Below are 20602 nucleotides of genomic sequence, written 5' to 3' on the forward strand. Positions count from 1 at the left end.
GCAAACGATGAAGGTACTTCAGGTAGTGACCACGCCACGGCCGTTTTTCGATCAGCAGGTGTCGGTACTCGAAGATCGCGGCGTCGACTGTACGGTAGTTGGCGTCCCCGGCGAACACCACGGCGATTCGGGACGGACGCCGCTCGACTACGCCCGATTCTATCCGCGGATTCTCGCCGAACTTCGGTCCGACGACTACGACCTGGTCCACGCGAACTACGGGCTCGTCGCTCCGTTCGCGCTCGCTCAGCCGACCCGACCGGTTGTCCTGACGCTGTGGGGAACCGACCTCATGGCCGACCGGGAGTGGCTCCAGTCGATCAGTCGGTTCGGAGCACGCCACGCAAGCGCCACCGTTGTTCCGAGTCCGGTCATGGCGCGCGAACTCGAGACCGACCACGAACTGATCCCCTTCGGCGTCGACACTGAACTCTTCAGACCGATCCCACGGGAAAGGGCGCGCGAACGGGTCGGCTGGCAGACCGACGGCGAGCGGAAGATTGCGCTCTTTCCCTACGATCAGTCGCGGTCGGTCAAGGACTTCTCACGGGCGAAGCGACTCGTCGAGCGAGCCGATGCGGAAATCGAACTGCGAACGGTAAGCGGCGTCAACCACACGGAGATTCCCTATTACATGAACGCAAGCGATGTACTGCTGGTGACCTCGAAGCGCGAGAGCGGGCCGATGGTGGTCAAGGAGGCCGCCGCCTGCAACCTGCCGATCGTCTCGACGGACGTTGGTTTCGTCGGCGACACGATCGAGCACCTCTCGAACTGCGTCGTCAGCGACGACGACGAGGAACTGGCCGCCGGACTCGCGGCCACGCTTGAGGACGGCAGCCCCTCGGACGGACGCGAGCGAATCGACGGGTTGAGCCTCGACGCGATGGGTGACCGGCTCGTCAGCCTCTACGAAGGGTTACTCGGGACGACGGAGTCGAACGAGACCGCCGTTTCCCAACGAGGTGTTTCTCGTGGGGTATAGCTCGCTGTCGGAGCTGCGCCCGCTCCGACTGGACAGCGTCGCGGCGATCGGCGGACTGCTACTCGCACTGGCAATGCTCCCGCTCCAACTGTTCGTCTCGCAGGTCTACCTCGATACGGTCCCGTTCGTGCTGGCCATCGCGTGCGGGCTCTACCTCGTCGCGCTGTATCAGCAGGACCGCGAAACGACGATGCCGCGACTGCCGACGAGCGTTTCGATGGCGCTTCCGAGCGTCGTCCTGGTCGGCCTCGGCGGGCTGATCGTCCTGACCAGTCTTCAGGGCGAACGGACGCCGGTATTCTTCGGACTCGCCGGCGTGCTCGCGACGCTCATCCTCGTCCAGATCCTCTTTACGAGTTCACGAGACTTCAACCAGCGACTGTTACTGGCACAGATCGTTCTCTTCGCGCTCGTCTTCCGGTTCACGGCGCTGTACGCCACACCCGGTTACATCGGAATCGACATCTGGACGCACATGGGATTCGTCGATTCGATACACGCCCAGGAGTCCCTGAGCGCGATCTCTCACGACAAGCACTACGCCTCGCCGTTCTACCACCTGCTCGTCGTCGCGTCGTCGCTCCTCCTCGACGTGCCGCTTCGACTCGCGCTGTATCTGTCGGTCGGGATCGTGATGCCGTTGTCGGTGCTGCTCGTCTACGCGACGACGAACCTGCTCGTCTCGGCGCGCTGGGCGGTTCTGGCGACGGCGCTGTTCGCGTTCGCGGGCCACGTCGCCAACTGGGGCATGCACCTCATTCCGACGAGCCTCGGGCTGGTGTTCTTCCTCGGCGTCCTGTACGCCCTCATCCGCGTGATGCGGATCGAGTACACGATACGCGATTTCTCGCTGTTGCTCCTCTCGAGCATCGCCGTCATTCTCACCCACCAGGTGTCGACGTTCATCATGCTCGTCCTGTTGCTCGCCGCCTTCGTCGCCCAGGTCGTCTTCGTCGTCGGCCCCTTCGGGCTCACGCGGCTCGATACGAGCGTCTTCCGCGCGAAGAAGCCGGTCAACCTCATCGGCCTCGTCGTCTTCAACTTCGGCATGACGATCTTCGTCTGGTCGCTCACCCCCTATCGCGAACAGTCGTTCCTGGCAACCGTTCTAAGCTACTTCACGCAGACGCTCGAGGAAAGTGCCGGCTTCCTCAACATCGCAAGCGGCGGCTCGAGCGGCGCTGAAGCCGGTGCCGAAGCCGCCGCACCGACGCTTCTCGAACAGCTCGTCCCCTACATCGACGTGCTCGGCTTCCTGTTCTTGCTCGGTGCGACGTTCGTCGGCTGCCTCTACGTCGTCCACCGCCGCCGGGCCGAACAGTCGGTGTTCACCCTCCTGCTCGCCGCCGCGATCATGCTCGTGTTCGTCCTCGTCCTGCCGATGTTCGGCATCCGGAACTTCATTCCGACGCGCTGGTTCGCGTTCCTCTACGCGCCGATGGCCATCCTCGGTGCGATCGGGCTACGCACGTTCGCTCGGAACCTCTCACCCGGCATCGTCGTCACCTGCCTCGTGCTGTTCGCGCTCATCTACCCCGGCGCGATGTTCCTCGCCGCCGAAAGCAACACCGAGAATCCGGTCTTCTCCGAGCAGCACGAACAACTCGCCTACAGCGAAGCTGAACTCGCCGCCGTCGACAGCATCGGAGAGCTCACGGGGAGCCCTGACGGGGACAATATCAGACCCGATCAACAACTCCACACGGACCATCCGTATCAAACGGTCTTCAGTCGGACGGGAGCCTATCCGTCGACGACGACGGCGACGGTCCCCGACGGCGGGTCCGCCGACCACGACTACGTCGTCTACCGGACCGAGCAATCGACCGATGCGACGTACTTCGGTACCGCCGACGGCCCGGGTCGCATCGAACAGGTCAGTCAGGATCGGCTCTGTAGTCCGGACCAGGCGACGGTCTACACGAACGGCGAGGTAACCATGTGTACGCCCTCGCCGGCGAGTTAGTCGGTCGGTTTCGTCACCGCGCTATTTTCCCCGTTCACACCCGGCCCCGATCGAGAGTTCATAGCCCCCGATTGTATCCACTGTCACAAGTACTGATCGTCCCGGACGACGTGGGTAGCCAGCTCGAGGTCCAATGCTTCGACCCCGTCTAGTACTAGGTCGGCCATCTGGCGGGCTCCGGACTCACTGAAGTGCGTGTTGTCGGCCACTCCGTCGGGATAGTTGGGATGTTCACCCGGCGGCAGATGGTTGTAGAGGGATTTTGATCGCTCCGGCCCCAGTTCTCCCAAGAGTGACTGACTCCGCTCGTCCGCGTCGATGAGCGGCACGTCACGCGCCCGTGCGACGTCTCGTATCAGCTCCGAGTAGACTCGATGGGTGTCTTTCAGTTCGCCGTCCTCGTCGAAGTGACGGCGCGCGATGGGCGTGAGAAAGACCGCCGTTGCTCCGCACTCGCGTGTCTCTTCGGCGAACTTTTCGAGGTTGGTGACGAACTGCTCCTCGGTCGTGTGCTGTTCTTTCGAGGGCACCTCGTCGTTGTGGCCGAACTGGACGAACACGTAGTGGTTCTCACCCAAGCGACGCACCACGGGCTTCCAGCGCCCCTCCTCCAAGAACGTACGAGTACTGCGCCCGTTGCGGGCGTGGTTTTCCACTGTCACCGAATCGTCCAGACAGTAGGCGAAGGGCGTTCCCCAACCGGTCTCAGGACGTTCGCTCGCCGCTTTCTCGGCCATCGTAGAATCCCCGATCAGGTGAACGGTGATCGACTCTGTCATTTTGGGAGCCGTAGTCAAGATGAAGGATAGATGCATCGGTACCGGTCAGTCTGCACGCTCGTTCTCACAGCCGTTTCAGACGAGCAAATCGAGAATATACGAGCGCTCATCGATCGAGATATCCGCTATATTCGCACGCTGTTCTTGACAGGCACCGGTGGGATCGATTGTTGCTCCGGTAACTACTCGACCCGCCACGCGGTCAGCCGGAGACCACAGGATATATTTCAAAGCAGTGAACAGAACAGAGCAGACGACTTGCCGAACCGCCGCACTGACGAAACGGTCCTCGCCTCCGCAGCCCGCTTATCGACGACCGTCGGCGGGTGGCGCTCGCAGCCGCCCGCAACGCTTGTAGCAGGACGGCCGCTCGTGATTGCCCGGGGTCCGAACGCAGTCCGGCACGAAGCGGCAAGCGACCGAGCGCATGACTCGAGACACTCTCAGCCGACGACAGCTCCTCGGAATCGGTGGTGCCGCCGGTGTTGGCGGTATCGGCGTGGTCGGATACGTAACTGATAACCCCGTTCACCGATCCGATATCGAGCAGTTCGACACGCGGCGTCTCGACACCACGCCCGAGGTCGGGACGCTCTGGTACAGCGAGTACCAGTCTGGATCAGAACTGCCGGAGGCGTCCGTCACCCACCTCCTCGGCGTCCAGTATACCGGGATCGACGAATCCACCACCGACCGCATGTTCGACGTATTCGGCGTGGTTATCGGCCGACGGTCGACGCTGTTCGGGGAGCGGACGCTCGTTGAGCCGCGCTTTCTTGGGGTCCGCGGTGAGAACGCGTCCGGAACAACTGCCGCGGCCAGCGTGGAGTCCCCCTACGTGCGTGGCGGCCCACTGTGGCCGCCCGAGACGGTTGCAGATGCCCTGCCGCTCTCTCCCGCACAACTCGACGACGAGGCGGCGATCCGCCGGCTCATCGAGGACGGTCGCTTTCCCGGAGCGAACACGAACGACGCGAATCGGACGGACCGACTCTGGACCGACTTCCGACTGAGCGGTGCGCTCCTCGATCGGTACGAGGGTGAGCACGACAGGCAGCTGACCCGTGCTGGGCTGTTATACGGGCTCCACAGAACGCCCGATTCGGTGGCCAACGTAACCCCACCGTCCAAGCGGATCGACGAACTGTATTCGTTGGACCCTGGATACGAGGGTCCCGGAGAGCTGTATTCGTGGACGCCTGGTGACACCCTCGCCCACGCCGTCCGATACAAACGACTGTACGTCTCTCCGGGCGACGGTAGATATCGACTGCGAATCGCACAGCTAGTCCCGCGACCGGGTCTGCTCGGGCAGCCGTGGATCGAGACGGGGCTCATCATCGACTTCCCCGAGTAGCTGGCCACCGTGTCTGGGTCTGGTTGATGGTACCACAGGAGTTCCACAGCAAAGAACAGCAAAGAGCAGGGAGAACGTTGCGGTGAACTGAGTTCAACACACCGTCAGATCGATCGCCGACGCGACTCGGGACAAACCCGTCGAAACCCGGTCTTCAGAGAACTCGAGAGCGACCAGACCGGAGCGGACGACTGGAACAAATGATAGGACTGACCGGGCCGTAATCCGTCGAGCGACGGTTCTATTCGACGACGATCGGGAGCTGGATCTCCCGGTAGGCGGACTCCGAACTCGGATCCGATGGCGGCTCACCCTTGTACAGCAAGAGCGTCAGCCGAAGGGACTCACCCTGCATCGACGGCGTGAACTCGAGTGTCGGTTCACTTGTCTCGCCATCGGCGATCGTTGTTGAGGTAGTGGTGAGTTGCGTTTCCTCCGCGACAGTCACGGAATCACCGCCGTCGGTTTCGTTCACCCGCTGTAACAGCATCACCGTCGTATACGTCTGCTCCGTGTTCTCTTCGTTCGTGATCGATACCGTCAGCTCCTGCGTTTCACCAGCCGTGTACGTGTCATTGTACATCGTCTGCATATCGCCGTCGACTTCCTGGGTATCGACTGCGAACTCGGTGTAGCCGTCGCCGTGCTGTGCAGGATTGGCAACGGCAAACCCTGCGCTCAAAAGCAACACGGCGATACCGAGTGCGATTCCGAGATTATACGGGCGCGGATTCGTGCCGGAGTACGCTCGATTCTGAACCTGTGTGAAAAACAGCGAGTTCTCGGTAGGGGTCATCGCGAATCGTCGATCCGGTGAGCACCGGTAGCGAGAGACGATTCCGAACAGAGACAGCATGATGGTCACCAGCGTAATCCCGTAAAGCACTGGTTCGAAGGTAATACCCCAAGGGGTTATGCTGGTAAGAAGGGTGATTCCCGGAACGAGCGCAACGCTGAACACAACTGACAAGATAACCCGCTCAGTGAGTTCGAGACCGCGGGTATGCAATAAGGGGTTCCCAAGGCCCGTTTTTTCCTCGTCGAACGCTTGGTCGTCGTCGGCGGCTTCGTCCGGAAACAGCACGGAGACAAGCGCATACCCGGGAAGGAAAAGTAACAGCGGGAGTGCCAGTCCGATGCGAACAGGACCTGGAAGCGGGAGGAAAAGCCCGAGTGAGAGGGCACCAGTACTCGCGATGACGATCGCCAGGTCGAGAAACCACCAGTCGGTGTCGCTCATGGTGTCGACGACGGGTCCAAGGAGGTTTATTATCGCCCAGGTAAGGGCCGCTCACCCGGTGAAATTACCCCCGAATGCTACCCATTGTACCACAATCCAGACATATGGTCTGGACTAATGTCTTTCGCTGGTTCTGGATAGTCACACTGAACGGAACTGTCGAAAATTCAGCGATAGTGTTTTGAAGTATTCACCCTGTAATAGCAGTAATTAATAGGAGCGAGTATTTTGAGACCGGCGATATATAGCCCAAATGAGCGTATTGCTGGGGTTATGAAATGGCACAAAATCGAATTCCGGTCGATGAAATATCGTGAAACCGATTCAATTGGAATGTTCGGTTTCTACACTTTATTACCCACACCTGATTAGGGAAGACTGGTTCGATGACAGCAACACATATCAGCTCGGAAGAACAGAACGGGCACGAAACTGCAGACGACGCAGTTGATGATGCAGCCGACGTTTCAGACGCGGAGTCGTTCACCGAAGACGAAATATTTCACCTGCTGCAAAATGAACGCCGTCGGCTGGTTCTGCGGTACCTCCGCGGTACTGACGAAGCCGTCCGCATGCGTGACGTTGCAGAGCAGGTAGCTGCGTGGGAACACGATACGACGGTTGCAGAGCTCACTTCGACAGAGCGCCAGCGCGTCTACATCCCACTGTATCAGTCCCACCTCTCGAAACTGGACGAAGCCGGCGTCATCGACTATCAGCAAAACCGTGGGATCGTCGAACGCAAGCCGCTCGCGGACGAAGTCGATCAGTACCTGCAGGTCGACGAGCAGACGGACGAGTCAACTGAAAGCGACGAGACGACGATCTCCGTCAGCGACGACTACTACATCGGTGCGACCGCCGTCTGTTACGTCGCGCTGCTGGGTGCTGTCCTCGAACTCCCAGTTCTCTCGATCGTTTCAGGAATCGGGCTGAGCGCGCTGATCTTGCTGCTGTTCACACTGGTCACTGCCAGTCGGTTCATCAATTGACCCGGACGACCCCGATCAACGACACTCCTTATACTAGCCCGTAAACCGGGAACATCCACACTGCAAACGTCGTTGCAGCCACTGTAAGCGTTACTGCCGTCAGTACTGATGCCGATGCGAGTGCAACAAATAGAAACAGGAGTCCGACCAGAACCGGACCAAGGAGCGGCGGCGAAAATGACTGTTCGTCTGCAGTCGTCTCGGGAAGTTCCACAAGACCACGTTCCGGATCGAACGTGATCGAACCAGCCTCGTTGAGCGCAGGAAGGCGCTTCTGATGCAGGTGTTCGTGAATAGTCGCCCACGTTTCGATCGGGACGGAAGACGGCGGGGTCGGCGGGGTCGACGAGAATGTTAATGTCGACTGTGATTGCTGTACCGCTGATGGATTTGACGGCGTTCGAGTGCGTGTCGACTGTACCGCGGACGCATGTGCTGTCTCCTGCTGGTCAGCATTATGTACCAGTCGGTCGACGAGTTCATCGACAGTAACTGGGGTTCGCATGTCTGCAAGGAGCGCGAGGAGTTCTTCATCGGAGTCGGGAACCGCAGCAGGAGTGGAGTCGGCAGTGTGGTTGCCGTTGGTGTCAGTGTCCGTGTCACGGTCTGTCGGTGGACTTGACCCTGAACCTGAGCCTGAACTTGTGCTTGTACTTGTACTCGGGCTTGCGGAGGTCCTAGCGGTGGCAGTATTGGTCCTGGGACGTGGACTGGAACCAGCCACGCCGGCGATAGTGTGCAGTGAGGCCCCCGGTGAATCGCCATCTACTGATTGCTCTTCGACCGTGTGGGCTGACGAAGAGCACAACCAAGACGGCGTCAGACGCATATTCCAGCCTAAACCTTCGTGGTATATAAGTATTCTCACGATTCAAATCTGGTAAACGATCTAAATGATTGTTAGCGGCTGTTTGAGGAATCGTTAGGATTCGTTCCCGATGTCAAGAAACAGGTCGTTCGGGTGCTGTACTAGGACATAATCCGTGGTGGTGATTGCAACCATGGGATTGTGTCACTAGCAACTGCATCCCAGGAGTCGAGCCACGTTTGCAGGTCGGCCACGCGGAGTTTGTGTCTGGGTGCTATCGGGTGGATGTTCTCGTACTCGCCGAGCAGTCGGTCATTGAACCCGTGTTTCTCGAAGAGCGTTCGCCGGTCGGGCCACGGGGGCTCGAACGAGGTCAGAAGCGGCGTCTTGCGCCTGACGAACCCCTCAACTTCGTTTAGCAGCATGCCGTCGTGTGGACGATCCGGCGGCCGGTGGCGAAGGATATCGTCATCGAGCTGTTTGCAAGCCTGTAAGAAGGTCTCGGTCGTCCGGAGGCGCGGGGGCGTTCGGAGGTGCCACTCGAGTAGTTCACGATCGGTTGCCAGAAACGGGGCAAAGAACTGGTCGGCAAGGTGGTTGTGGAACGGAACCGACGGCTGGTTGGCGATGCCACAGCAGGTCAGGGCGTTTTGAATGCAATCTGCGCGCGAGCGATTGGCGGCGAATTCGGCGGCGATCGCCTCCTCGACGAACTGTTCCGGATCGTTGTCGATCCCCGTCCGCTCGGTCAGTTCGATGCTCTGCTCGCGGCTGTACCCGTACTTGTCGAGGAAGACCGCAACCGGATCGGGATCGGGATCGAGTCGCTGAAACGGTACCCATGTCCCGAGTACGTCGACCCCGTCTTGTGCGGTAAAGTGCCCGCGGAAGAACGTATCACAGAGCAGGCCGTGGTACATCGTCTCGACTTCGTCCGCGAGTTCGTCGGTATAGCCGGCGTGATGAATATGAAGCGACTCTTTGATCCCCTGTGAGTACTGGACCTTGGACTCGTCGGCGAGCAGATAGCGTTCGTCCGGTTGAAACGCGGTGTGTGTTGCACCGTACTGGTTCGCAACCCGTTTTGCACCCTGCACCTCCTGTGCATCCGGCGAGCCGACGGTGTAACAGTGGTCGATGTCGTCGACCTGTGAGAGCACGATGCGCGAATCGTACCCCGCAGAGAGCAAGAGCCCCTTCGGCCCGGGATTCGACGAGCGCCGCCGCAGCGCCCGTTCGAGTCGGGATGCGAGTTCGTCTACGTAGTCGAAGGCGTCGGGGTCGGCCGGTCGGTAGACGAACCGGGAAAGTGAGTCGACGCCGTGCGGTGTCAGCCGGCTATCGATCGGAAGCCGCGAGAGTTCGTCTATCCACGTCTTCTCTCCGAGCGCGAGGCCCATATGGAGGAACTCGAGGATACCGTTCCGGTCGAGTGAGGGGTCCGGAATCGTCCGTCCGACTTCGGCGGCGTCGGTGCCGAAGACGAGCGGACCGGGGTCGTCGGTGTAGAAACACTCCCGTGAGCGCACGAGATCCGTTGCGACGAACGGCGTTTCACCGTCGATATCGAGGACGGCCAGGTACGAACCGTTGAGCGTGTCCAGTGCATCGAGGCCGTTCGCGTCGTACTGGTCGAGCAGCCAGCGTGCGGCGTTTTGCTCGTCACCGGGAACGTAGGCCTCGCCCCAGATCACACAGCAGCCGGTTTCGTCCGCAGACGTTGCGCTCCAGCCCGGATAGTCGAGGCCGGGATCTCTGATCGCAACTGTAAGCGACGGTCCCGAGAGCACCTCGTCGAACTCGTCGCGCGATCGAAACCGCTCGAACGTCTCGCTACCACCGAATACACCAAACAGTTCCTTGTTCATCGTTAATGTTAGTACTCTCCGCTGTGGTGGGAGTAGACGGCGTTTCGTCGCGGAGATGCCGGAACGGTCCGGCCGTCCCCGCGGGTCTGTCTCTCCTCTGATCTGGGATCGAGTTCCCATTAACTATGCCGTTGCTAAGGCCCAAGACGGTCGAAATAGAGGGGTTTAGTCGAGCCGCACGAACACCGCGCAGGTGCCTATCAGAGCCATAATAATGCCGTCACTATCGGTACGGTTGAGCACCATGACAGATGGACGCGCGACGCGACGCCGATTCCTTGCCGGATCGGGCGTTGCTGCGGTCGCCGGATTGGCGGGTTGTACCGACCGGCTCAAGTCACTGCGCGGCGGACCGGTCGACGACGGATCGTCAGGAAACGAGTCCGCCGAGAACGGGGCGTCGGATGTCGCCGCACTCGCCGACGGCGTTCCGCCCCTCGAAACCGAGTACAATAGCCGTACTGAGTACGGCCAGCCGGGCGACTCCCTCGACGACTTCGAGGATATCGACGCCTGGGAGATCACGCGCGGATCGGGTAAGGCCGACCAAGACATTTCTTTCGACGGCTCTCAAAGCCTCCGTCTGACGAGCGAGAACGGCCAGACTATCGTCGCACAACGCGATATCTCGGAAACGGATCTGACCGGCAACGACTACTCCTTTGCTGTTCGGACCACGACGCCCCAGAACATCACAGTTAACCTGCGCGTCGTCGACTCCTACGGAAGCGCCCGGGTCTACTCGCTTCGCGAGATCACGTATCGCACTCCCGATGTCGGCTGGTTCCGCGCAAGCCCCGGCGTCTTCGAAGAGAGCGATGTCGCGCCGACGCTGGACAGTGCCGACCGGCTCGAAATTCGGGTTCTCCACTCCATGGACGAGGCCGAGATCTGGGTCGACGACCTTCGGACCCACCAGAAACCAGAGACGGGCTACGTCATGCTGAACTGGGACGATGGCACGCGCGACTTCTACGACACTGCCGCGCCGCTGCACGACGAGTTCGGCTTCACGGCGGTCCAGGCGGTCGTCCCGCGGTGGGTAGTGGAAGGGCGCAACGGCATCATGTCCGTTTCGGAACTCGAGGATCGACAGGCAGCGGGCGATCAAATCGTCGTCCACGGAACGCACACGTCACTGCACGAGTACGACGACGAGACTGAACTCGAGAACCGTATCCGGAGCGACAAAAACTGGTTTATCGAGAACGAGTTCGAGGGTGCGGATTATATCGTCTATCCGAACAACAGTTACGACAAGACGAGTCTCGAGTACCTCACGGACTACCACTACTGCGGCGGGTTCAATCAGTCGGGGAACGTCAACACGACGACCGTCTACGGGTTCGATCCGATGGCGTTGCCGCGGACGATCGGACACGACCTCAGCACGGCGAAACGGTGTGTCGACCTCGCCGAGGCGCACAACCAGTGTACGATCCTGAACTTCCACGAGTTCGACGCGAACAATACGATGCCCGAGGGCGATTACGAGACGTTCCTCGAGTACGTCGATACTGCGGATGTCGAGGTTATCAACTTCGATGACCTGTGGAAGCTACGAACGGACCCGTTTTGAGTGGATCGCGGGTCGCGAGCGGTACTGAACGCAACTCGAACCGAGAGACGGGCTGTTTCTCGAGTGCTATCGGGCAGCACGTCGATCAGTACGACTGCTGTCGTCGTCGCTCGGTGCTCAGTGAGAAGTCGGTCGCGACGGTCCGGCTGTCGCCGTTGAAGGCAGCCGAGTTCGAGCGACCGGTCTTCAAACAGTGCTGTCTAACAGTATTAGTTGACGGTGAGCGTCAGTTCGGTCGTATCGTGTGCGCCGGCGTCGTCGGTGACGCGCAAGAGGACGCGGTGTTCGCCGGTGGCACTGACCGTGACGTCGACCGTTTGACCGGATTCGTCGTAGGTGCCGTCGTTCTGGATGCTCCACTCGTAGCTGACGAGTTCACCGTCGGGAGCAGAGGAACAGGTGGCATCGAGGGTGATGGTTTCGTCGGGAGCGAAGGTTCGGTCGGCAGCGTTCGCTGGCTCGGTGCGAATTGTTGCGGTCGGGGCGGTGTGATCCGCTGGGATGTCGCTGTCGCTGTCGTCACTGCCGTCGTTGTCGCCGGAACCCGCACCGTTTTCGCTGTTTTCGCCGTTGTCGCCGTCGCCGTTGTCGCCGTCACTACTGTTGTCGTCGTTCTCGCCGTCACCGCCGTTCTCACCACTCCTATCGTCACCATCGTCGGGTTCGGTCTCGTCCGGATCGTTCTCGTTCGCCGGCGGGTCGTCCGGTTCTTCCTCTTCGTCGAGTGGTTCGTCTGGCTCGTGGCCGTTGTCGGGTTCATCCGCCGGGAACAGCGCGTCGGTGGCCAGGTGTTCGACGATCGCCGAGTGCCAGGTAACTCGCGTTTCGAGTTCGTTCTGGGTCGAGACGGTTTCGACGAGGAAGGTATCGGCGTTCAGCTCGCGGGACGCCTTGTGGACGAGGAGCCCGCTCGGATCGTTGCCGGGGGCGGAGTAGTACCCGGTCTGGAACGCGCGGTTCGAATCGTCGATATAGATGTCGTTGACCGCGTTGGCAGTGTCCGCTGCCAGTTGGGCGACATCGTCCCGGCGAGAGTGAAAGATCGCCTGTCCGACGCCGTCGACGGGGTCGCCCGCGTAGATCCCGCGCGATTCGTGCAGATCGATCACGATGTCGGGATCGAACTCGGAGAGGACATCCCAGATCGCGGTGGCGAGTTCAGTTCTGGGGTCGCTTCCCTCGGGGAACTGTCGGTTGAGGTCGACGCCCTCGTCGTCGACGCGAGTCGTGCGTTCGATGGCGACGGGGTTCGCTCGGGGGAGCGTGACCAGCGTCCCGGCGTCGATCGTCCACTCGGTAATCTCTTCGGCGGCGATGTAGCCGGCGGTCTCGTTGCCGTGGATGCCACCGATGACGAAAACCGTTGGACCGTCGGTTGGAGCCTCCGTGACGTTGACGGTCGTTTCGCTGTCCGTTCCCTCCAGAATCGTAAACGAAGAACGAGAGAGGTCAGCCTCGTCAGTCGATCCCGGGTCGGATTGGTCCTGGGCCTGCGTCCGTACTTGCGTACCGGTCGCAATACCTGCGCCTGTGACTGCCAGTCCAGAAAGGGACAATACTGTTCGTCGTGATATCGAATCCCGCTGCATACCACTCCCCCCTTTTGAAGGGGGAGTGTTCACTATAGCGCATCTAAGACGATTGTGCGACTATGTTCCGCTCGCGAAATGGTTGGATCGAGTAGAGTATCGAAATCCGCCGAACAGTTCTAAGTCCACAACTGTCCGGTCTGGTCGGTGTAATCGGGGTGAGTGCGCCTATACTGCGCCCGGCTAGTAAGTTGTTATTCGTCGACATATCTCCGGACATGTAATGTACCCTGTTAGCACACGTCGTGTTGTTCGTAGAACCGCCGCACCCGGTCGTCGGCCAGCAGCGGGCCGTGGACCTGGATCGACTTGAGCCCCGGATAGCTGTTGGCTTCGATAACCGAGAACGATCCGTCGTCGTCGGTGACGATCACGTCCCAGCCGATGTACGGGAGGAACGAGGCCGTCGACGCCATTTCGAGCACCGAATCGCGGATCTGCTGCCAGCCGGGAACCTGCCTGCCCTCGATCTGCGTCCCGGTGTCCGGATGGGTTTCGTGCCACGACACGCGCGCACCGCCGTGTGCCGGCGGCCGCGCACCGGCCCCGAGTTCACCCGTCTCGGGATCGATGGCTGCGGAGAGCCCGCCCTGCGTGAAGTTGTCGAGCGGCTCCGAGTCACTGGTGCCGATTCGATGGATCACTGCCGCGATAAACGGCTCGTGATCGGCCTCGTCGTACATCGTGATGAACCGGAGCGTGTTCGGCGTCTCCGGATACAGCTCGGCCGGGAAATCCCCCTGCTCGACGTACTCACAGACGAGGTACTCGTCCAGGTTCGCGACGAGCGAGCGGAACTCCGTCTCCGTGTGGTGCTCGCCGTTCACCCGGTAGCCGTCCGAGGACCGGGAACACAGCAAGACGTTGTTCCCGCCGCCGCCGTGGACCCACTTGAGCACCAGTTCGCCCTCGGTTTCGAGGCGTTCGACGACCCGTTGAGCGGCGTTATGCGTCCGGTCTCCTGCTCGACTGAACTCGTCGCCCGCGTCACCCTTCCCCGTCACGCCTCCATCACCCGTGGACTCGGCGACGACGCTTCCACCGTCGGTTAGTTCCGACTGCTCGGCCATCGTATCGACCGAGTGGAACGAACCGCCAGTGACCATTCCGTAGACGGTCATTCGCTGCTCGTCAAAGGGCTGCATCACCCGATGAAACAGGAGTTTGTTCGACAGCGCAACCGACCAGGTGCCGTTAATGCGCTTCGTTCGAACGAACCGCTGATAGTCGTTGACGTAGTCCTGCGCTGACTCCTCGTCCAGATCGTAGATCGCATCGGAGCGACTCAGGAAGCCGCGCCGCCAGAGCCACAGCCGACGCCGAAGCGGTGGGGAAACGTCGCTATCGTACTCGGTCCCCGCGAGTCCCTGCAGCCCTCGAGCCGTATGATACAGCGTTCGGACGTTCATGACTTCCGCTGGGAGCGCGACGGTATTAGTTACCGAGCGGAAAAGATCGTTTCACGGCCGCGAGTTCAGTTGGTCCAGATGGAACGTTGGTTACTCGTCTGCCGACTCCGAGTCGGCGAGCGTCGAACCGGCGTCCGTCGAGAACTCGTCGACATCGGGACTGTTTGCGGTCGCACTACACAGCGGGATTCGAGAGGCAGCGGTGACGAGGCCGACAGTGAGCAGCGCAAAGAGGAACGCGGTCGCGACGACTGTCTTCGGGCGCCGTCGAACGCCGGTTCCAGCAGCCCAGCACAGCCCCGGATAGCGACGTCGAGATGGGGTTGCGGATCGGAGATGCCACGCGCCGCGCAGGAATCGGCCCTCGGCGAGGTATCGCTTTGCGAGGAGGAGGTTGTGACGCGCACGAATGTCGTATCCGTCATCCTCGAAGCGGTCGACCTCGTCTTCGTACCGCGAGAGGTACTGCTGATCGGCGGCTTTGATGACGGCCGCCGGCGGATGGCCCGTTTCCTCGCGAACGACGAGTTCGTCGTCGACGTAGGCGAGTTTTCCTTCCTTGAGGATGCGCAGACAGAACTCCGGATCCTGGAATCGGTCGAGTTCTTCGTCGAAGCCGCCGATATCGCGGGCAACCTCGGTTTCGACGAGGAGGGTCGAGCCGGCCCCCGGCTGGACGTTATCCGCCAGGATTTCGCCGATCAGTTCCTCGCCGCCCTCCCGGGTCGGCTCTGCGTCCGACCGGGAGAGGACGGCGGCGGCGAGACCGCGGAGTTTGTCGCTCGTCTCGGGAAGTTCCAGCGCGGTGTCACAGTAGGCGGCGACCCACTCTTCCGAGCGCGTTTCGAGCGTCTCGAGCTGGCGGTCGAGTTTCTCGGGACGCCACTCATCGTCGGAATCGAGGAATGCGATGTACTCGCCGCGGGCGTGGTCGATACCGGTATTCCGGGCGACGTTTGCCCCCTGATTGTCCGCGTGGACGACCGGCTGCACTCGCGGGTCGTCGTAGCTCGCGAGCACCGCTGGCGTGTCGTCCGTCGAGCCGTCGTCGACGACGATGACTTCGATTTCCTCGACCGTCTGCTCGAGCGCGCTATCGATCGCCGTCGGCAGGGTCTCGGCTCTGTTGTACGTCGGAATCACGACGCTGACGCGCGGCTCTGACTGTTCGTGTACCATTTCGGGATGCTATCCGGCCCCAGGCCATTATTATCGAGCGCATAAGCACCGCTACCGGTGGATTCCTTGCCCACCCACAGGTTGGGTCCCCGGCAACGATCCGGGTCGCTGTGGGCGCTAAGAGGTGTATAAGAAAGACCCAACCAGTTCTCGATAGAGTCAATGACGAACAGTAATCGACGATCGTTCGTGGCGGCGACCGCGGCGGTCGGCACACTCGGCGTCGCCGGCTGCCTCTCGAGTATCGAAGAGTGGGGTGGCGGGAACGGTGACGACGATTCCGACGCCGACTCAAACGGCGACGCGGACGACTCCGGCGACGGGACGACGTTCCACTACGCCGATCCCGCCGACCTGCCGGGTGAAACCATCAACTCCTTCGATACCCTCGACGACTGGGTCACGTTGCTCGACGAGGGCGATTTCGAAGCCGACGAGGAAGACCCCTACAGCGGCTCCCAGTCCGCCCGCCTCACCGCACCCGAGGGGACCGAATACGCCGGCATCTACCGGACCATCTCGGGCGGAACGGACCTGAGCGACTCGAACCTCTCGCTGGCGGTCAAATTCGCCGAACAGGACCAACTCACGCTGACGCTCGAACTCTTCGCGCCGAACTCGAACATCGTTCACCGGCTCCGGCGCACCCTCATCGGGCCAAACGACAGCTGGACCCGCGTCGACTTCGGCACGACGGACGTCGACGGCAACCCCGACCTCTCGTCCGTCCGCGAGATCCGCCTCTCGGCCCGCCGACGCGGCAGCGACTCCGGCCCGATCGAGTGCTCGATCGACGACCTTCGCACCGCCCCTCGCCCCGACACGGGCAAGGTCATGCTCCTGTTCAACGGAACGCTCCAGAGCCACTACGATGTGGCACTCGAGCACCTCTCGACGTACGACTTCACCGGCGTCGAAGCCGTGATCCCCGAAGCCGTCGGCAACGACAGCAACGGCCGACTCTCGCTCAGTGAACTCGACGAGCTAGCCGAGGCCGGCTGGGATCTCGCCGCCCGTCCGCGAACAGGCTCCCAGAACATCACTGACTTCTCCGCCGACGAGCAGGAACGAATAATCGAGCAGACGGCCGGCTGGCTCGAGACCCGCGGCTTCGAAGACGGCGCGGGGACCTTCATCACCCCACGAAACGTTCTCGGCTCGACGACGCGTGAACTCGTTCAGGAGTATCACGACCGAGCGCTCCGGTACGGTGGGTCTCCGAACGCACTGCCGATTTCGGACCCGTACAACCTCGGGTTCTTCTCCGGGGAGGCGGGTGCGACGACGAGAACGTACGTCGATCACGCCGAAGCGTACGGGCAACTCGCAGTCTTGCACTTCGAAGAAATCGGTCCCGACGGCATGGCCGAAACCGCGTTCGCGGACCTCCTCGAGTACATCGATGCCGCGGATGTCGATGTCGTCACCGCATCCGAACTCTCCGATGCCTAACACAGTCACAGGAGGCACTACCTAGATGTACCGAGACTCCAGCGTCGGCGTCGTGATCCCCGCCTACAACGAAGAAGGATTCGTCGGCGACGTGATCCGCGAGATGCCGGCGTACGTCGACCGATTGTACCTCATCGACGACCAGTCGACCGATGGCACCTGGGAGGAAATCCACGACGCAGCTCGGGCAGATCGAAACGAACGCACAGCCGAGACCGACTCGAACCGTGCAGCCGCGACCCACCGAGCTGAACTCGCACCCGATGGCGGCACCTCTGCCCTGTCGAACCGAGCCATCGTCCACGATCCGATCGGCCGCGTCGTCCCGATCCAGCACCGTGAAAACCGCGGTGCGGGCGGCGCGATCAAAACCGGCTACCTCGCCGCTCGTGCGGACGGCGTCGACGCGACCGTCACCGTCGACGCGGACGGCCAGATGGACCTCTCCCAGATGTCGCGGCTGCTCGATCCGATCGTCGATGGCACCGCCGACTACACCAAGGGGAATCGGCTCCTCGTCTCCGAATATCGGGACGCCATGCCCCGCTTTCGGTTCATCGGCAACACCATGCTTACCTTCCTCACCAAGGTCGCCTCCGGCTACTGGAAGACGATGGACCCCCAGAACGGGTACACGGCCATCTCCCAAGAGGCTCTAGAAGCGATTGAACTCGAAGCACTTTACGAATACTACGGCTACTGCAACGACCTGCTGGTGAAGCTAAACGTCAACAACGTGGCCGTGGCAGACGTGTCGATGCCCGCCGTCTACGGCGACGAGGAGTCGAGCATCACCTACTCGGAGTACATTCCGAAAGTCTCGACGATGCTCCTCACGAACTTCTTCTGGCGGCTCAAGACGAAATACCTCGCCCTCGATTTCCACCCGCTCGCACTCTTTTACCTACTCGGTGCGGGAACCACCGCAGTCGGGGTGGGCGGTGGACTCTGGACGCTGTTCATCGCTCTCTCGCAGTTGACGCTTCCGTTCCTCCAGGGCATGGCGAGTTTCCTGGTCTTCGTCTTCGGCATCGCGCTCTTGCTCTTCGCGATGGTGTTCGATATGGCCCAGAGCGAGCACCTCGAGACGCAAGTGTACTAGCGCTCGCTTACTTCCTCCGGTCACGGATCCATCCCCGAACGCTTCGCTCCCGCACGAGTTCACTCAGCCCAAATCTCGATCTCAGCGGCGGCTCTTCCTTACTGCTCACTCCGCACTCCGCTCTCCGCTCTGGTGTCACTGTCACACTCGTCGCTCCATCGGACACGGACCGCACAATTAGCCGCCGCGTTGTACGGCCTGAGAAGCCAACCCGACCCGGTGACCACCCAAGCGGACATCGAATATCCTCGTCTCTCCCGTCACCGGCGAAGCGATTTCGTGAACTCGCCTGCGACCGTTCTCGCGTGCCACGTCTCGTGGCGGGTGAGCGGTGCCGATCGAGTAGTGAAGAGTATAATTGTGATTATGAGATTGTAACCCATGCGGGTGCGCGCGAGGCACCTGACGCGCGCTCGTGTACTCGCTTGTTCACCGCACTCCTCGGAAACGAGTTCAGTATCGTCCTGGCTGCACTCGCTGTGGAGTGAGAACATGAACTCGGGATGGCCGGCTCACAGAAGGGAATTAAGTGCCGGGCCGAGCAGTCCGAGTGCGAGTCCGGATGCGAGCAGCGAGAGGCCGACGATAAAGAGGATGCGCTGGAACCAGCCGCGTGAGGGGCTATCAGTACTACTGACTCGCCGATCGATTCGGTTGTTCATCGCATCCGCTTTCGAACCGATCGGATCGGGGAGCATCCCGAGGATTTCGAACGGCTCCGTCGGGTCCAGCGCGCCGACGAGGAGCGCGAAGCCGACGAAGGTCAGGAAGCCGACCGGCGGGACGACCGCGAGCGCGAGCAGTGGGTTCGTAATCGCCATCGAGAGCGAGAAAATGGGTGCGCCAGCGAGCAGCGCTGCAACCACACCACGTCCGAGTCGGGCGTCAGCGAGGGGATCGAATCCGATAACGCGGGCGCTCAGGCAGTGAAACGCGAACATCGAGCCGTACCCGATGCTCGTCGCGACTGCCGCACCGTGCATCCCGAAGCGGGGGATCAACAGCGCGTTGAGAATGAGGTTGATGCCGGCTGCAGCCCCGGTCGCTGCGACCGGATACCGGAGTTTGCCGTTCCCCTGCGAGATGGCGAGGATCGGCCTTGCAAGCGCGAATCCGAGCGCGCCGGGGAGCAGGAGGAGGAGGGGCTCGATCGCCGGCTTCGCTTCGGAACCGAAGTAGAGGGGGACGGCGACGTCGGCGAGTGACGCGAGGCCGACGGCCATGATCGCCGTCAGGAGAAACGTGTATCGCGTCGTCCGAGAGGCGAGTTCAGTAATCTGTCGGTGGCGGTTCTGTGACCAGAGTTCCGACGTCGAGTGGACGTACACGGTCTGGAGGGCGATGCCGACGAACCAGAGGAACTCGGCGATAGCGAGGGCGGCGCGATAGTTCCCGACGTCGGCACTCGCGCGGAACTGCTGGAGCATGATGATATCGATGTGATAGAGCGACATCAGGAGGAAGACGAGTGCGATGCTCATCGAGTTAAAGGTGAGCATCGTCTTCCGGGGGAAGGTGTCGCCGGGTCGGTCGAACACTGACGAAAGCGAAACGCGACGGTGAACGAGGGCGAGGCCGACGGCCGCGACGAGGGTACTCGCGACGAGGTGGCCGACGAGTGCACCGAAAACACCAGCACCGAGGTAGGCAAGCGGGATGGCGACGATGACGAAGCCGATCTTGTCGAGGACTTTCAGCGGCTCGGAGTACCGTTCGAGGCCGAATCCCATGAGCGTCTTGCGTGCGTAATCGCGAAACTGGGCGGTGATGACGAGCAGTGCGAGCGCGTAGAAGTACTGCGACAACCCGCCGCCGAAGGCGCTTCCGACGAGGTCGAAATAGGCGGCAAGAAGCATGAGCACTGCACCAGCGGCCGAAAGGACGAGTGCGAGACGAAAGTAGTAGCCGACGACGTGTTTGCTCCAGTTTGCTTTCGGTCGATCCTCGGCGAGGAACTTCCTGACGCCGTCGGTGATGCCGGAGCTGACGAAGATCATGTAAATCGCGAACACCGACATCAGAAACGAGTAGTCACCGAATCCCGACGCACCGAGAAACCGGTACAGAAGCGGCGTCGAAAGTGCCGTGACGACGAGGACGATGACTTTTGTACTGACGACCGAAAAGATGCCACTAGCGAGGCTTCTATTCATTGCTTGTCCTCCAGCGATCGCTGTCCAGTGATTGTGTTTTGCAATCGAACCCCCAACAACTCGCGAGCGAAAGCCACAGTGGTGAAACGATGCTGCTGTGGCGGCCTTATTATACCGCGATTAAACGAGGCGTGCAACGTGATT

General features: G+C 61.2%; 14 protein-coding genes. 7 read left to right on the forward strand and 7 right to left on the reverse strand.

Features of this window, described 5'->3' with window-relative positions; translation table 11 throughout:
* Positions 1-7: 7 nt before the first annotated feature.
* Together SM755_RS04870 and SM755_RS04875 are read left to right on the forward strand one after the other, a co-directional pair.
* A complete protein-coding gene (locus tag SM755_RS04870) occupies positions 8-985 on the forward strand; it encodes a glycosyltransferase (protein ID WP_323171672.1) in 978 nt (325 codons plus the stop codon).
* Positions 975-2951 carry a hypothetical protein gene (locus SM755_RS04875; protein WP_323171673.1) on the forward strand — a complete coding sequence of 659 codons (1977 nt, stop codon included), beginning with the start codon at positions 975-977 and terminating at the stop codon, positions 2949-2951. Before SM755_RS04870 ends, SM755_RS04875 begins: the two co-directional genes overlap by 11 nt.
* 83 nt (positions 2952-3034) lie before the next feature.
* Here the strand turns inward: SM755_RS04875 and SM755_RS04880 are convergent, their stop codons facing one another.
* A complete protein-coding gene (locus tag SM755_RS04880; RefSeq protein ID WP_323171674.1) occupies positions 3035-3730 on the reverse strand; it encodes a rhamnogalacturonan acetylesterase in 696 nt (231 codons plus the stop codon).
* Positions 3731-4157: 427 nt separating this feature from the next.
* Between SM755_RS04880 and SM755_RS04885 the strand changes: the two genes are divergently transcribed.
* Entirely contained in the window at positions 4158-5087 is a 930-nt protein-coding gene (locus SM755_RS04885; RefSeq protein ID WP_323171675.1) for a hypothetical protein, read from the forward strand.
* Between the two features lie 241 nt (positions 5088-5328).
* Here the strand turns inward: SM755_RS04885 and SM755_RS04890 are convergent, their stop codons facing one another.
* Positions 5329-6327 (reverse strand): DUF1616 domain-containing protein, encoded by a 999-nt coding sequence (locus SM755_RS04890; protein ID WP_323171676.1) that lies wholly within the window; start codon positions 6325-6327, stop codon positions 5329-5331.
* Between the two features lie 386 nt (positions 6328-6713).
* Between SM755_RS04890 and SM755_RS04895 the strand changes: the two genes are divergently transcribed.
* A complete protein-coding gene (locus SM755_RS04895) occupies positions 6714-7319 on the forward strand; it encodes a hypothetical protein (RefSeq protein WP_323171677.1) in 606 nt (201 codons plus the stop codon).
* A 969-nt stretch (positions 7320-8288) separates the two neighbouring features.
* Here the strand turns inward: SM755_RS04895 and SM755_RS04900 are convergent.
* Positions 8289-9995: an asparagine synthase-related protein gene (locus SM755_RS04900; protein WP_323171678.1), complete on the reverse strand. Its 1707-nt coding sequence runs from the start codon at positions 9993-9995 to the stop codon at positions 8289-8291.
* A gap of 244 nt (positions 9996-10239) precedes the next feature.
* On the opposite strand from SM755_RS04900, the gene SM755_RS04905 reads away from it, so the two are divergent.
* The gene (locus tag SM755_RS04905; RefSeq protein WP_323171679.1) at positions 10240-11574 is read left to right on the forward strand and encodes a polysaccharide deacetylase family protein; all 1335 of its coding nucleotides are present in this window, start codon (positions 10240-10242) and stop codon (positions 11572-11574) included.
* Positions 11575-11783: 209 nt separating this feature from the next.
* Here SM755_RS04905 and SM755_RS04910 read toward each other — a convergent pair whose 3' ends face one another.
* The 3 genes from SM755_RS04910 to SM755_RS04920 form a co-directional block, all read right to left on the reverse strand.
* Positions 11784-13163, reverse strand: coding sequence for a succinylglutamate desuccinylase/aspartoacylase family protein (locus SM755_RS04910; protein ID WP_323171680.1), 1380 nt, complete (start codon positions 13161-13163; stop codon positions 11784-11786).
* 233 nt (positions 13164-13396) lie between these two features.
* Positions 13397-14572 carry a sugar-transfer associated ATP-grasp domain-containing protein gene (locus SM755_RS04915; protein ID WP_323171681.1) on the reverse strand — a complete coding sequence of 392 codons (1176 nt, stop codon included), beginning with the start codon at positions 14570-14572 and terminating at the stop codon, positions 13397-13399.
* Positions 14573-14662: 90 nt separating this feature from the next.
* The gene (locus SM755_RS04920) at positions 14663-15751 is read right to left on the reverse strand and encodes a glycosyltransferase family A protein (RefSeq protein ID WP_323171682.1); all 1089 of its coding nucleotides are present in this window, start codon (positions 15749-15751) and stop codon (positions 14663-14665) included.
* A gap of 162 nt (positions 15752-15913) precedes the next feature.
* Between SM755_RS04920 and SM755_RS04925 the strand changes: the two genes are divergently transcribed.
* Together SM755_RS04925 and SM755_RS04930 are read left to right on the forward strand one after the other, a co-directional pair.
* The gene (locus SM755_RS04925) at positions 15914-17203 is read left to right on the forward strand and encodes a hypothetical protein (protein ID WP_323171683.1); all 1290 of its coding nucleotides are present in this window, start codon (positions 15914-15916) and stop codon (positions 17201-17203) included.
* 25 nt (positions 17204-17228) lie between these two features.
* A complete protein-coding gene (locus SM755_RS04930; protein WP_323171684.1) occupies positions 17229-18305 on the forward strand; it encodes a glycosyltransferase family 2 protein in 1077 nt (358 codons plus the stop codon).
* 512 nt (positions 18306-18817) lie between these two features.
* Here the strand turns inward: SM755_RS04930 and SM755_RS04935 are convergent.
* Positions 18818-20458 (reverse strand): flippase, encoded by a 1641-nt coding sequence (locus SM755_RS04935; protein ID WP_323171685.1) that lies wholly within the window; start codon positions 20456-20458, stop codon positions 18818-18820.
* Positions 20459-20602: the final 144 nt, after the last annotated feature.

It is taken from the genome of Natrialba sp. PRR66 (genome assembly GCF_034808065.1).
In the GTDB taxonomy this organism is placed as follows: Archaea; Halobacteriota; Halobacteria; order Halobacteriales; family Natrialbaceae; genus Natrialba; species Natrialba aegyptia.